Annotated in this window: 14 protein-coding genes; 2 read left to right on the top strand and 12 right to left on the bottom strand. The window is 62.5% G+C overall.

What is annotated here, in order from left to right; genetic code table 11:
* The 5 genes from VJZ71_06965 to VJZ71_06945 form a co-directional block, all read right to left on the bottom strand.
* Nucleotides 1–1,173: glycine dehydrogenase (aminomethyl-transferring) (locus VJZ71_06965; protein ID HKQ47791.1), on the bottom strand; the 1,173-nt coding region annotated here is incomplete at its 3' end.
* Nucleotides 1,174–1,292: 119 nt separating this feature from the next.
* Nucleotides 1,293–1,673 carry a glycine cleavage system protein GcvH gene (gcvH, locus tag VJZ71_06960; GenBank protein ID HKQ47790.1) on the bottom strand — a complete coding sequence of 127 codons (381 nt, stop codon included), beginning with the start codon at nt 1,671–1,673 and terminating at the stop codon, nt 1,293–1,295.
* A gap of 24 nt (nt 1,674–1,697) precedes the next feature.
* Entirely contained in the window at nt 1,698–2,792 is a 1,095-nt protein-coding gene (gene gcvT / locus VJZ71_06955) for a glycine cleavage system aminomethyltransferase GcvT (GenBank protein HKQ47789.1), read from the bottom strand.
* A gap of 179 nt (nt 2,793–2,971) precedes the next feature.
* The gene (locus VJZ71_06950; GenBank protein HKQ47788.1) at nt 2,972–3,973 is read right to left on the bottom strand and encodes a TlpA disulfide reductase family protein; all 1,002 of its coding nucleotides are present in this window, start codon (nt 3,971–3,973) and stop codon (nt 2,972–2,974) included.
* 250 nt (nt 3,974–4,223) lie between these two features.
* Nucleotides 4,224–6,602, bottom strand: a complete 2,379-nt coding sequence (locus VJZ71_06945) for a VacB/RNase II family 3'-5' exoribonuclease (GenBank protein HKQ47787.1) — start codon at nt 6,600–6,602, stop codon at nt 4,224–4,226.
* A gap of 91 nt (nt 6,603–6,693) precedes the next feature.
* Between VJZ71_06945 and VJZ71_06940 the strand changes: the two genes are divergently transcribed.
* Nucleotides 6,694–7,032, top strand: coding sequence for a YlbF family regulator (locus VJZ71_06940; GenBank protein HKQ47786.1), 339 nt, complete (start codon nt 6,694–6,696; stop codon nt 7,030–7,032).
* Here the strand turns inward: VJZ71_06940 and VJZ71_06935 are convergent.
* Both VJZ71_06935 and VJZ71_06930 read right to left on the bottom strand, forming a co-directional pair.
* Nucleotides 6,989–8,161 (bottom strand): glycosyltransferase, encoded by a 1,173-nt coding sequence (locus tag VJZ71_06935; GenBank protein ID HKQ47785.1) that lies wholly within the window; start codon nt 8,159–8,161, stop codon nt 6,989–6,991. The genes VJZ71_06940 and VJZ71_06935 overlap by 44 nt on opposite strands.
* The gene (locus VJZ71_06930; GenBank protein HKQ47784.1) at nt 8,158–9,381 is read right to left on the bottom strand and encodes a glycosyltransferase; all 1,224 of its coding nucleotides are present in this window, start codon (nt 9,379–9,381) and stop codon (nt 8,158–8,160) included. Before VJZ71_06930 ends, VJZ71_06935 begins: the two co-directional genes overlap by 4 nt.
* Before the next feature lie 88 nt (nt 9,382–9,469).
* Here VJZ71_06930 and VJZ71_06925 point away from each other — a divergent pair, with 88 nt between their 5' ends.
* A complete protein-coding gene (locus tag VJZ71_06925; GenBank protein HKQ47783.1) occupies nt 9,470–10,270 on the top strand; it encodes a biotin/lipoate A/B protein ligase family protein in 801 nt (266 codons plus the stop codon).
* Here the strand turns inward: VJZ71_06925 and VJZ71_06920 are convergent.
* The 5 genes from VJZ71_06920 to VJZ71_06900 form a co-directional block, all read right to left on the bottom strand.
* Entirely contained in the window at nt 10,201–10,656 is a 456-nt protein-coding gene (locus tag VJZ71_06920; protein ID HKQ47782.1) for a hypothetical protein, read from the bottom strand. The two genes, VJZ71_06925 and VJZ71_06920, sit on opposite strands and share 70 nt — an antisense overlap.
* A gap of 19 nt (nt 10,657–10,675) precedes the next feature.
* Nucleotides 10,676–11,413 carry a sulfite exporter TauE/SafE family protein gene (locus VJZ71_06915; protein HKQ47781.1) on the bottom strand — a complete coding sequence of 246 codons (738 nt, stop codon included), beginning with the start codon at nt 11,411–11,413 and terminating at the stop codon, nt 10,676–10,678.
* Nucleotides 11,414–11,452: 39 nt separating this feature from the next.
* Nucleotides 11,453–11,737 (bottom strand): antibiotic biosynthesis monooxygenase family protein, encoded by a 285-nt coding sequence (locus tag VJZ71_06910; protein HKQ47780.1) that lies wholly within the window; start codon nt 11,735–11,737, stop codon nt 11,453–11,455.
* Between the two features lie 93 nt (nt 11,738–11,830).
* Entirely contained in the window at nt 11,831–12,172 is a 342-nt protein-coding gene (locus VJZ71_06905; GenBank protein ID HKQ47779.1) for a DUF2304 domain-containing protein, read from the bottom strand.
* Nucleotides 12,169–12,891 carry a glycosyltransferase family 2 protein gene (locus tag VJZ71_06900; protein HKQ47778.1) on the bottom strand — a complete coding sequence of 241 codons (723 nt, stop codon included), beginning with the start codon at nt 12,889–12,891 and terminating at the stop codon, nt 12,169–12,171. The genes VJZ71_06905 and VJZ71_06900 overlap by 4 nt, the downstream gene beginning before the upstream one ends.
* Between the last annotated feature and the right edge of the window lie 137 nt (nt 12,892–13,028).

Here is a 13,028-nt window from a genome sequence, read left to right as displayed (position 1 = left end):
CGGCACGTGCACCGTGACGGTGTCGAAGAACGAGCGCGTCTGGACCTCGTAGCCGAACGACTTGACGGCAGCGGCGAAGAGCGCCGCGAAGCGATGCGTGCGCTCAGCCATGCGCAGGATGCCCGCGGGGCCGTTGTAGACGGCGAACATCGAGGCGACGACGGCGAGCAGGACCTGCGCGGTGCAGATGTTGCTCGTCGCCTTCTCGCGGCGGATGTGCTGCTCGCGCGTCTGGATGGCCAGCCGAAACGCCGATCGACCATGCGCATCCTTCGAGACGCCCACCAGCCGGCCAGGGATGTGCCGCTTGAACTCGTCCCTGCACGACATGAACGCCGCGTGGGGACCGCCGAAGCCCAGGGGAACGCCGAAGCGCTGCGCCGAGCCCACGGCGATGTCCGCGCCGAACTCGCCCGGCGGTCGGATCAGCGTCAGCGCCAGCAAATCCGTGGCCACGACAATGAGCGCCCCGGCATCGTGCGCCTTTTTGCAGACACCTTCGTAATCGCGGATGCATCCGTCCGTCGTCGGATATTGAAGCAAGATGCCACACAGCGAGTGTTTTGCGAAATCGGCGTTGTCTGGATCGCCGATGTGCAACTTGACGCCGATGCCCGCAGCCCGCGTCTGGAGCACGGCGATTGTCTGGGGATGGCAATCCTGTGCGACGAAGAAGCCGTCCCGGCCGTCGTCGTCGCCGATTGCCCGGCACATGACCATCGCCTCGGCCGCCGCGGTCGCTTCATCCAGCAGCGAGGCGTTCGCGATCGGCAGCGCCGTCAGGTCCGCGACCATCGTTTGGAAAGTCAGCAGCGCCTCGAGTCGCCCCTGGGCGATCTCCGCCTGATAGGGCGTGTATTGCGTGTACCAGCCGGGGTTTTCGAGGATGTTCCGCTGGATGACCGGCGGGACGATGCAATCGTGATAGCCCATGCCGATCAGGTTGCGAAACGTCTTGTTCTGATTCGCCAGCCCACGAAGTTCCTCGAGCAGCTCGTGCTCACCGCGCGGCGGACCGATCTGGAGCGACCCTTTGAACCGGATCTCCGCGGGGACCGTCTCCTCGACCAGGGCGTCGAGGTTGCGACAGCCGACGAGCGCCGACATCTGCTCGATGTCGGCAGGGTTGGGACCGATGTGGCGATGAACAAAAGTGTCCGAGGGGCCGAGCATGATAGTGTCATCCTGGTTGCAAGTCATGGTTGCGCCGCTCCGAGAGGGATTGTATCGGAAGGCCGCCGGAATGGCTGCTTTGGGGATGCGGCCCTCAGTGCCTTCCGAGACGACAGGCGCTACCCGGCGAGTTGGGCCTCATACGCCTCGGCCGTCAGGAGCTTGGCATGTTGGGCGGGTTCTGAGACCTTGATCTTGACCATCCACCCGTCGTCAAGAGGGTTGCTGTTCACTAACTCCGGCGCGCTGCCGAGTTTGTCGTTCACGGCGCTGACAACCCCCGAGACGCCGCTGTACAGATCGCTCGTCGCCTTGACGCTCTCGATCTCCCCCATCGGCTGACCGGCCGTCACTTCCTTGCCGACCTTGGGCAGTGCGACGTAGGTAATGTCCGTCAACTCATCGGCGGCGAACTGCGTGATGCCGATCGTGCAGGTGTCGCCCTCGAGCTTGTGCCACTCGTGACTCTTGAGATACCGCCGGTCTGTTGGAACGCCCACGAATCGCCCTCCGAAAGACTGATCCTATGAATTCGTCGCACGCTTGTAAAACGGCAAGGGCACCACTGTCGCCGATACACGCTGGTCCTTGATTTCCACCAACAACGATTGTCCCTCGACCGATGACGGCGAGTCAACGTAGGCCATGGCAATTGATTTTTCCAGCGTCGGGCTGAGCGTGCCACTCGTCACCTCGCCAACCTCGCGATCACCCGCGAAGACTTTTGCCCCCTGCCGCGCGATCCGCTTGCCTTCGAGCACGAGCCCCGTGATCTTCCGCCGCGGCCCCTCGGACGCGATCTTCCGCAGCGCCACAACTCCGATGAACTCCTTCTCCAGATCGACGCACCACCCGCAACCCGCCGATAGCGGGTCGGTCTCTTCGTTCAACTCGTGCCCGTACAGCGGCATCCCCGCTTCCAGCCGCAGCGTATCCCGCGCCCCAAGGCCCGCGGGCTTGATCGTCGCGCGGCCGTCCTCGCCCGGCTGCGTGAGATAATCCCACACCATCCCGCCGACGCTCGCGCCGAGGACGATCTCGATGCCGTCCTCGCCGGTGTAGCCGCTGCGAAAGACTGTGTACTGCTGCCCCATATAGCTGCCGGTCACGAACCCGTACCGCCCCAGGTCGCCGATCTTGATCGGCATGTGCAACTTGAACAGCTCCATCGTCGCCGGGCCCTGCACGGCCATCATGACGGTCTTGGCTGTCGTGTCGTCGATGGTGACCTTGCGCCCGGCGGCGTGTTTATTGAGGTGCGCGACGATCTTTTCGCGATTGCCCGCGTTGCAGACCATGTACCAGCGATCCTCGAAGCGCGAGACAATGACGTCGTCGAGGATGCCGCCGCTCTCGTTGCATACGTGGCTGTACCCGCTGCGGCCAACCTTGAGCATGGCGACATTCCGCGTACAGACGTTTTGAAGCAGGGCCTCGGCATCGGCCCCCTTGAAAATCAGCCGCCCCATGTGCGAGACATCGAAGATGCTGCTGGCCGTGCGTGTGTAAAGGTGCTCGTCCTGGATGCCGCGGTACATGACCGGCATTTCCCAGCCGCCGAAGTCGATCAGGCGGGCGCCGAGGCGTTTGTGGGTTTCGTAAAGGGAGGTTCGTAGCATTGGGCGGAGTTTATGGCCGCAATCATGGTGCAGCAAGTTTGGCGTCCAAAGAATTCACCACAGAGCCACAGAGGACACAGAGACGGAGCCAATTAAAAAATCAAACATCGGAAATCTTCGTCTCGGTGCCTCTGAGCCTCTGTGGTGACCTTCCAAAGCGCCCCGTGACACGATCCTTTTTAATCCCCGCCCGGTCCTGCCAGCAACTTCTCGATCACGCCCTCGAACTGCTTGCGCAGCTTCGCGTACTCCTCCCCCGTCGCCGGACCGGAAAAGCCGGAATAGACCGAGCGGACTTCGCCGTCGGCGTCGACGAACAGAAACGTCGGATAGCTTTGCAGCTTTTCGATGACTGGCAGCGCCACGGAGGCCTTCTCGCGATCGCGCACGCCGGCCAGCAGCACCGGGTACATCGCCTTGTGCCGTTCGAGGTAGCGCTTCACCTGCCGGACATCGCGCTCGGTGTCGCCGGATTCGAAGGCGAGCCCGACGACTTTGAGCCCGCGAGGGCCGTACTTCTTTTCCAATTCCACGAGCAACTCCGCCGCGTCGTGGCAGTTCGGGCACCAGCTCCCGAAAATCTCAATAATCGTTGCCTTGCCAAGCAGCCCCGGCTCGCCCAGCGCCCGCTCCTTGCCCTCCAAATCGGGGAACTTCAACCCCTTTAATCGCACCTTGGGATTGATCTCCGTCAGGTCGAACCCGTCCGGCAGCACCGCGTTGTCGTCGCGCTTGGCCGTCCACGTCTCGTGCCACTTCGCCCCCGACCAAAAATCGCCTTGAAGAGTCCCATCCGACTGCATCCGCGCGTGAAACAGAAACGCGTGCGACCCGTCGAAGCACGACAACCGTAAAAGGCCGTACTCGTAACTACCCGCCAGGTACCGATAATCGCCGGTCGCGGTAAGAAAGGTGCCTTCGACAGTCTTGTCTTTACCTTCCTTGAACACGCCGATGGCCGGGGATTCTTCGCTTGAAAACTTTACGGCCCAACGGCCATCAACGGTCGTGGGCTTTTCGATTTCTTCGGTGATCTTGAAATGACGGGGAAACCTAAGCGGTTTCTTAGAGTATGCAATCCGTTTTGCGGCGAATTCGATTGAAGTCCACTTGTCCTCTCCAGTCTGCTTTTTCCACTCACCGATTAACTGGCCATTGGAATCGCTCTTTGCTGTTATCATTGAACTGTAATGCGGAAACTCGATGACAATTTCGCTGCCGTTAGTTTCAAATCCCTGTATAGTTATTTTTTCGTTGCCGTTCCATATCTTCGCCCACTCCCCACGGAATTCGGACAATTCGAGAAAAAAGGGAATCTCTTGAGCTTGGGTCTTCAACACAGCCCGATAGAGTTGGTTTGCCCTTCCATGCGCGCTCGACGCAAGACAGAGAACGACAAGCACAAAAACTGCAAATGCATTTATTCGCACTTCAACGCCTCCTCCCTCGATTCCTGGAACTCTTCGAACGTCCACCTTCCGACTTGCCGCGACGCCCGCCTGGACGATCCCGGCCGTGCTTCGATCCCCCGGGCCGGGAACGACCGGATTCGCCACGCCCCATCTGAGACTGCCGGCGCGAGGGTCCAGCCCCAACAAGAATCAAGCTCAGTTGCCGCGCGGCGACATCCACCTCGCCGATCCGCACCTTCAAGAGCGTCCCCATCGTGAACATCCGCCGCGTCCGCTCCCCCACCACGCGGCCGAGCTTTACATCCACCTCCCACCAGTCGTCGCCAAGGTCCTCAACGCGCAGCAGCCCATCGATCAGGTACTTCGGGTGCTGCACGAACAGCCCGAAATTCGTCACGCCCGTCACCACGCCTTCGAACTCCTCGCCGACGTGCTTACACAGCAGCTCCAGCACCTTGACCGTCCGCAGCTCCTGCTCGGCAGCCTCGGCCCGCCGCGAGAGGTACGAGAGCTTTCGCCCCGCCTCGACCAGCTCCTCCTCGCTCGGAACTTCCTCCAGCCCCCGGCGGCCTTTGCCTAGCCCGCCTTCGAGGTGCTTTTCCAACAGCCGGTGCACCATCAAATCCGGATACCGGCGAATCGGGCTGGTGAAGTGAGCGTAGTGCTTGCTGGCCAGTGCAAAATGCCCCACGTGCTTGGGTGAATACTCCGCCATCTCCATCGACTTGAGCACCGCCAGGTTGATCGCGTACGCCTCCGGCTTTCCCCGCAGCGGCTCCAGCAGCCGCTGCAAATCTCCCGGCGTGATCTTCTTGGGCACCGAAAACCCGGCCGCCCGCATGAACCGCGCCATCGCCTCCAGCGACCCTTCGTCGGGGTCGGGGTGAATTCGCCGCAGACACGGCACGCCCAACCGGTCCATCAGCCGCGCGACCGCCTCGTTCGCCTCGACCATGAACATCTCGATGATCGTGTGCGAGAAGCTCTTGTCCTCCGGTTCGGCATCGACCACGCGGCCATCCTCGTCGAGGATCAGATCGACGGCGGGCAAATCCAGCACGATCATGCCTTCATCGTGCCGCCGACGTTGAATGATCCTCGCCAGCGTGTCCATCCGCTCGACGAGTTCGACGACCGGCTTGGGCGTGCCGCCGCGCTGACCTTCGAGGATCGCCGTCGCCTGCCGATAGGTGAGACGCTTGGCGGATCGAATAACCGTATTGGCGAAGCGCGCCCCGACGACCTTGCCGTGCGCGTCGTACTGAATGAACGCGCTCTTGCAGAGCCGCGGTTCGCCCTCCTGCAGGCTGCACAGGCCATTAGAGAGAATCTCGGGCAGCATCGGCACGACATGACCGGGGAAATAGACGCTCGTCCCGCGCTCGACCGCCTCAGTATCAATGGCCCCACCCTGCCGAACGAACGTGCTGACATCGGCGATGTGGACGCCGAGTTCCCAGGCGGCGAGGCCTGAGGCTTGAGGCTTGAGGCTTGAGGACTTGCTGGTGCGAGAATCCCTTCTCGCTCCCCGCCCTCCATGGGAATCCTTTCCCATACCGTCTAATCTTACCAGCGAAATCGCATCGTCAAAATCCTTCGCGTCGTCCGGATCGATCGTAATCGTCAGCGTGCCCGTCAGGTCCTCGCGTTCGCGAATTGCCGCGTCCGCGTCAAACGATTGCGCGATCCCCCGCGCCTCCGCCAGCACATCCTTGGGAAACTCGTCCGGCAGATGGTACTGATGCTTGATGCTGACCAGATCGACGCCGGGTTGGCCGCGCTTCCCCAATCGTTCGACGATGACGCCGGTCGCAGGCTTGCCGTCGCTCGGATAACGGACGATCTCGACGACGACCTGCTCACCGGCCTTGGCCCCCTTGGCCCCGACATCGCCGATCAGGATAGGCACGTGCAGCGCATTGCCGTCGGGCTGCACGAAATGCACGCCGCCCTCATTCCGCAGCTCACCGACGTATCGGCTGTCGCCTCGCTCGATGATCTTGAGCACGCGACCACCGAACGCCGCCTTGCCCTCGCGCATGCCGCGCGACTGCACCGCGCACAGCACCTTGTCACCGGTCACCGCATCGAGTGTCGCGTCGGGGGGGATGAACAAATCGCCGTGCGTGGTCACCCCGTCCGGCACGACGAAACCGAATCCGCGCTGGTTGCCGCGAAAGGTCCCGACCACCTGGTTCGGCGGATGCGGGAGCATGACGGCGTTGCCGGTGCCGAGCACGACGCGACCGACCCGCCGAAGCGAATCGACGGCGTCGTGAAAATCGCCATGCTCGGCGTCGGCGATCCCCATCGCCTTGGCCAGGCGCGGCGCCTTCATCGGCGAATACTCTGGTCGCCGCAGAAACTCGAGGATTCGTTCCGAGAACCGCTTGGACATTCATGCTCCAATTCGATCAACTTGCCCCGGGGCCACCTCGCGGGGAAGATGAGGTCAACAAATTCATAGGCCGCCGAAAGGAAGGACCGCCATGGAAGACATCATCGCCGACGCCAAAGCTCTGGGCAAGAAGATCGCCGCGCATCCCCGCACCGCCAAGTTTCTCGTTGCCGCCAAGGCGGTCTCCGAGGACAAGGCGGCGCAGGACGTGCTAAAGGCCTATCAAGATCAGGTGAACAGGATTCGCGAGGCCGAAGCGTCAGGCAAGCCCATTGAGCCGGAGGACAAGCGAAAGCTGATGGACTGCGAGGCTCAGCTCGCGGGCAACGACAAGCTCAAGGAAATGATGAAGCACCAGGCGGATTACCTGGAAATGATGCACCGGATTAACTCGGCGATCGATGAAGCGACACAGGCCGAGGGGGCCTGATCAGGCTGCACACCTCTTCCACTTTCGACTGCCATGTTTCGCGCTGCATGGCGGTCTGACGCTCCAGAATCTTCCCCGGCGAGTTTTCCGCGATCATCCGTTCACACGCCGCGACAAATTCGGCAGCATCCGACGCAATGCTAACGTGCGGCCCATAACGCTCCACCTCCGGCATCGGAGTGGAGACGACCGGCAGGCCGGCGCTGAGGTATTCGCGGAGCTTAATGGGATTGACGGCGCGGGTCAGTTCATTCACGCGGAAGGGAATGAGCCCTGCGTCAAAGCCCCTTGCGTAGGCCGGGAGTTGTTCGTACGGCCGCCGGCCGAGCAAATGGACGTTGGCCAACTCCTCCAACGCCGAAACATCAGCTGTAAACCGGCCGATTAACACAATCGACCAGTGCGGCCTGGCGCGGGCCATAGCGGCGATAAGGTCCACGTCCACCCAACCCTCGATCAGCCCCCAGAAACCCAGGATCGGCCGGGGCAACTTCGCAATTTCCTCCGGTATCACAACCTCGCCACGCCGGGCCTTTGCAAAATGCTCGTAATCTACGCCGTGTGTCACGAGGACCACGCGCGGATTGAGCCGTTGTTTCGCTTCGCAAAGCGCCTGCGACGTGACGACGACCAGATCCGCCTTTGCCGCCAGGCGCGCCTCGGCAGACAAAATCGCGTCCCGATCGTACCCCTCGAACTCGCTGAACTCATCGACGCAGTAATAAACAAAGAACTCTTCGTCAAAGCTGCCGCACAGAAAATCCACGTCGGGGGCGAACGACCAGACCTGCACAGGTCGCGGTGGCAGGTCGCGAATTACCCTCTTGATTTGTCGAACGAGGAGCCGCTTGTTCAGCGCGGCGACGACCCGGCTCCCCGGAAGCGGCGCGACCAGCGGCGTGACGACGGTGATTCGCTCGGCCACGCGCCGAGGCCCCTCGATCACCTGCCGCAGCTTCCCGACAATTGCTCCGGCATCCGCCGCGCTGGCCCGCGGCCGCCGCGAACCGTGGTAATTCACCCACACGATCTCGTTCCGCTCGGCCACGAGCCGCATGATGTGGTGTTTGCTCGTCGGATCCGCCGCCCAGTTGCTCGCGATGCAGACGATATTGCGACCTTCGATCATGTTGACGTTTTGACTTTTTGACTTTTCTGCTTTTCCCCAAGTACTTCCTGGAATACATCGACGCATTCCCGGGCCACCTGTTGCCAACTCCGCCGCCCGCCGATCTCGGCGATGCGGCGGCGATCCCTGGGCTCGCGCAGCCCCTGGCAGACGCGCTCAAAAAAAGCCTCCTCGTTGTCCAACGGCACGACCCAGCCCAAGCCCCAGTCATTCAAGACCTCGCGGTTGCCGCCCACGTCTGTCGCCACGACCGGGCAGCCGCAGGCCAGCGCCTCGGCGATGGCGTTGCACCAACCCTCGGAGCGAGTCGCTAGGACGAATAGGTCGGCCGCGTTGAGCATCTGTGCGACGGTTTCGGGCGGAACGCGACCGGCCAGCGTGATTGCGCCGGTCGGCATCCCCGAAGTTTCGATTTGTTCGCGAATCCGCCGCTCATAGGCGGGCTCACCCGCGGCCCCACCGACCAGCACCAGCCGCGCATCGCCGAAGACCTGTCGCACGCGCGGCCACATCGCCACCAGCCGGTCGAAGCCCTTGAGCGCCTGGAGGTGGCCGACCGAGACGACGTATTTTACGCCGGGGTACCAGCCCAACTCGCGGCGGGCGACGGGCGATACGGCCGTGGCATCGGGAGCATCGCCATAGCAGTGAAACACCTCAGCATCGACGCCATTGGGAATGACCCGAACATCGAGGGTTTTGCCGGCTACCTGACAGGCTAAATCCGCCAGGGATTGCGAGACGGCTATAAGCCCGTCCGCCCCGCGAAGCATCTCAATAATCTGCCGCCGCTTGGACGCATTTGCAATCTGGCTGACGAGTTTTCCGCGCAGCGTGCAGACGAAGAGAAGCCCTAGCTTTCGCGCGACTCGCCACGCCCCCACACCGTCGGGCCACTCAAAATGGGCGTCGATCAGGTCGATCGGCGTTTCCCGGCGCACCTCGTCAATGCCGCGGGCCAGCGCCTGGGCGTACCAATGCGCGTCCAGCGACTTGAAAACGCGGGGAAAATAAAACATCCGCGGCCGCATGACCGGCGGCAACTCGGTGCGCACGATGTTCTCCGACGGCGCTCCGACCAACCCCGGAAACCAGGGGACGGGCGCGACCACTCGTACCGGCATGATCTCCGAAATGGCCCGCAATCGCCGTTGAACGAAGATGCCCTGCGTCGGTGCATCGGCGTGCGGATAGCAAAGCGTTGTCGAGAGGATCGCCATCGAAGAAAACCTATGACTGCCCAACGGCCACCCTTACTCATCGGCCGCTCGAGCGCGGCGCGGCCATCCCTCGGCTACGATGTACGGCATGAATCGCGTCCGATTGCTGATTGACGACCCTCTCCCGGGCCCCGTCAACATGGCCCGCGATGAGGCCCTCCTTCAGGCCTGCGTACCCGATTCAGCGCCTACCTTGCGCTTCTATGCGTGGAAACCGCCAACCATCTCGCTGGGCTATTTTCAGGACTACGCGGAATATGAGAGGCTGGAACCGCCGGCCGGCGATCTGGCCGTCGTCCGCCGAACGACCGGCGGCGGGGCCATTCTGCACGATCTCGAAGTCACCTACTCGCTCGTCATTCCGCTTACTCATCCCCTGGTACACGGAAAACCGAACGACCTATACCGCCTGGCCCATCGAGCCATCATTAGCGCGATCGGCACCCCCGCGCGGATGCTCGGGGAGGGCGGCGGTCGCTGCGACGAGTCCTCCCATCGCGGCCCCTTTTTCTGCTTCGCCCGGCGACACGACCTGGATGTCGTCGTCCCCGATGCCAGCGGCCCCAACGGCTTCTCAAAAATTGCCGGCTCAGCGCAGCGACGGACGGCCGCAGCGATCCTTCAGCACGGGTCCATCATTCTCGACTCGCGCTTCGAGCAACAACCCGTCGCGACCTGGAAGAGCCACAATGGCCCAACCGATTTCACAAAGGCCGTAGAGCTGCTCATGCCTGCGTTTGAGGGAGCCTTGGGCCTGCGTCTTGATCCCGCCGAATGGCGCGACGAGGAATTGGACGCCGCATTCCGTTTTGAAGGGCGCTATGCGGGCCGCGCCTGGACTGTCGATCGCGACCGGGCGGCTTGCAGCGCCTCCAACGCCCCCGGCTGATTCTGAATCTGAATTGTTTGGTCGCCGATGTCCCATTTGCCCCGCGGCGGCGAATCGCGCGTCGTCACGTACAAATACTCCGTCGCCCCGACCCCCCCGCCGGGCACATAGACGCCGATCCCCCGAATATCCGCCCACGCGATGAACAGATCGCCGCCCAACCGCTTCAACCGCACTCCGGCATCCTCCATCACCAATCGCCTCACGTATCCGCGCACAAATCCCCAAACCGTTAGCGCGACGACCGCACCGGCGGACACCCGCATCCAATTCGGGCAATCCGTGACGAGCAAAAAGACCTGCAGCCCGCAGATCGGGGCCATGACCAGCACATAGATGCCGATCGGCGTGCGAAAATAGGGCCAGTTTTTTCGCCGCGCTTCCACGACCGCGATTCTACGCGAGTTACGGAAAGAAAATCAGCTTGAACCCGGCGATGATTAACACCACCGCGAGAAGTCGCCGGAGCAGCATCGGATCGAGGCGCTTGCTGCCCAGGCCTGCGCCCGCCAGCCCGCCGATCCCCGCCACGGCCATCCACAGAAGAATTAAGGACGGTAAATGGCCGACGCTCACCAGGTTGCCCGTCAGGCCGGAAATGGAATTGCACAGGATGAACGCGGCGGAGATGCCCGCCGTCTCACGCGTCCCGGCCCAGTGCATCAGGATTAGCACCGGCGATAGAAATATCCCCCCGCCCGTGCCGGTCAGCCCCGATAAAAGCCCAATGGCGATGCCGACGCAAAGCGCGGTGCTCAGCGGCGGAGATCGGAGCGGCTTATTTGACTCTTTCATCCCGATCATGAACAACCGCGCCGCCGCCCAGAGCAAAACCAGCCCGACAACCGGGCGATACGCTTGTGTGGGAAGCGCCATCGCCCCGCCGAAATAGGCCGCTGGAATCGACCCCAGCGCGAATGGCCATAGCTTCGCCCACGAGAAGGCCCCCACCCGGTAAAACCGAATCACCGTGATCGTGGCCACGAGGATGTTCATGCACAGGGCGGCCGGCTTCATGACCTCCGGTAGAATGCCCGCCAGCGCCATCGCCGCCAGATATCCCGAGGCCCCGGCATGGCCGACGGACGAATAGAGCATCGCAATCAGGAAGAACGCCGCGGGCAGGACGAGCGTCTCGATCATGAGGAACCCGCCGGGAGGGGTGGCGACGAGGGGCCCAACTCAATGTTCGTAGTACGTGTGCGCCGGTCGACCCGCCAGGATATTCTCCTTGCCCCAGTTGGCGACGGCCCGAAAGGTATCCGACGCGATGAACGCGTCGAACGCCGCTCGGTCGCTCCAATCAGAGAGGATCACGTACGAACGCGCGTCGTCGATGTCCCGGTACATCCGCGTGACCGTGTGTCCCGCCATGTCCTTCATCGCCGCAATGACCTTGCGAAACGCGGTTTCAAAGGTCTCCTCCTTGCCGGGAAGGACCTTGTAGTTCATGCCAACAGTGACCATATCTCGACTCCTCGTGTGGCGATTCTGTATTCGGGCTTTGCGCCGCACGCGATCCTATCGGATAATATGCGGAGTTGCCATCGCAACGAACCCTTAGTCCTTCTGTTCCCGCTGCGCCTCAAGGATCGCCAGATGCCGCACCAGCAGCGTCATTTCCCGCCGCAATCCCCGCAGCCGCACATACACCATCCAGAACCCGATCATGGTAATCACGACGGCGCAATAAAGGATCAAATCCGCGCCGCGCCCGATCCCCAGCGCCTTCGCTATCCGCTGAATCATTTGCGGGTCATAGATCGCCAGCGCCGTCGCCAGACAAATGCCGCCCCAGACGAACCCCTCCTTCCGCGTCAGCCAGCCCCGAGCCAGCGCGATCAAATCCACCAGCAGAAGAAATGCCAACACACCCAGCACCAGCACTTGAAACACGTTCATCGAATCATCCTCCCGACCAGATAATGCAGCGCGACGCGGACGGCCCCGCGCGACGATTGACCCTTGGCCGTCGAATAGGCGGTGTAGCGCACCGTGACAGGGACCTCCTTGTACGTCAGCCCTGACCGCACGATCAGGTCGATCAACTCGCTCGCATGGGCCATGCCGTCCAGCTTGATCTCGATCTGCTCGGCCGCGGCCCGCGAAAATGCCCGCAGGCCGTTGTGCGTATCCGTCAGTTTCACGCCGCTGGTCACGCGCGTAAACAAGACGCCCAGCTTGAGTGTCATTCGCCGGCCGCTCGAAAGCCCCTCTGCCTCGCCCAGGAACCTCGACCCCAGGGCGACGTCGCATTCCCCCCGCCAAATTGGCCCGACCAGTGCGGCAATATCCTCCACGCGGTGCTGTCCATCCGCATCGAAGGTGACGATGTACTTCGCTCCAGCCTTCAGCGCGAATTCGATGCCCGTCTGAATCGCCGCCCCCTGTCCGCGATTGATCGCGTGCCGCAGGACGTATTTCGCCGATCGCCGCGCCGCCGCGCCCGTTTCATCCAGCGACCCGTCGTCCACCACCACCACATTGGGATATGCGTCGGCCACCCCCCGCGCCACCTGCTCGATCGCCCCCGCCTCATTGAACGCGGGAATGACGACGAAGGTCCCCTCCCGCGCCTCCGGCGGCAAGACAGTTTCAACGGCGGATGATTCTTTCGACAAAGGCGTACGGCTCCGTACTGCGACCTCGGCGAATCCTAAACAAGGATGCACGGAGAATCCACCAACACAGCCTTGCACTGTACAGAAGCGTCGTCCCCGCCAACTCCGATGCGGATCGCTTTTCTTCGAAGCCTTCC

The organism is Phycisphaerae bacterium (assembly GCA_035275405.1).
Classification (GTDB): domain Bacteria; phylum Planctomycetota; class Phycisphaerae; order UBA1845; family UTPLA1; genus DATEMU01.
The sequence above is the reverse complement of the archived record's forward strand: the minus strand, read 5'-3'. Positions and strand labels throughout refer to the sequence as shown.

Bases quoted from the DNA above. Each gene is read 5' to 3' on its own strand.
- gcvT (HKQ47789.1), bottom strand. From the start codon at position 2,792: ATGCTACGAACCTCCCTTTACGAAACCCACAAACGCCTCGGCGCCCGC.
- VJZ71_06950 (HKQ47788.1), bottom strand. From the start codon at position 3,973: ATGATAACAGCAAAGAGCGATTCCAATGGCCAGTTAATCGGTGAGTGG.
- VJZ71_06945 (HKQ47787.1), bottom strand. From the start codon at position 6,602: ATGTCCAAGCGGTTCTCGGAACGAATCCTCGAGTTTCTGCGGCGACCA.
- VJZ71_06940 (HKQ47786.1), top strand. From the start codon at position 6,694: ATGGAAGACATCATCGCCGACGCCAAAGCTCTGGGCAAGAAGATCGCC.
- VJZ71_06935 (HKQ47785.1), bottom strand. From the start codon at position 8,161: ATGATCGAAGGTCGCAATATCGTCTGCATCGCGAGCAACTGGGCGGCG.
- VJZ71_06930 (HKQ47784.1), bottom strand. From the start codon at position 9,381: ATGGCGATCCTCTCGACAACGCTTTGCTATCCGCACGCCGATGCACCG.
- VJZ71_06925 (HKQ47783.1), top strand. From the start codon at position 9,470: ATGAATCGCGTCCGATTGCTGATTGACGACCCTCTCCCGGGCCCCGTC.
- VJZ71_06915 (HKQ47781.1), bottom strand. From the start codon at position 11,413: ATGATCGAGACGCTCGTCCTGCCCGCGGCGTTCTTCCTGATTGCGATG.
- VJZ71_06910 (HKQ47780.1), bottom strand. From the start codon at position 11,737: ATGGTCACTGTTGGCATGAACTACAAGGTCCTTCCCGGCAAGGAGGAG.
- VJZ71_06905 (HKQ47779.1), bottom strand. From the start codon at position 12,172: ATGAACGTGTTTCAAGTGCTGGTGCTGGGTGTGTTGGCATTTCTTCTG.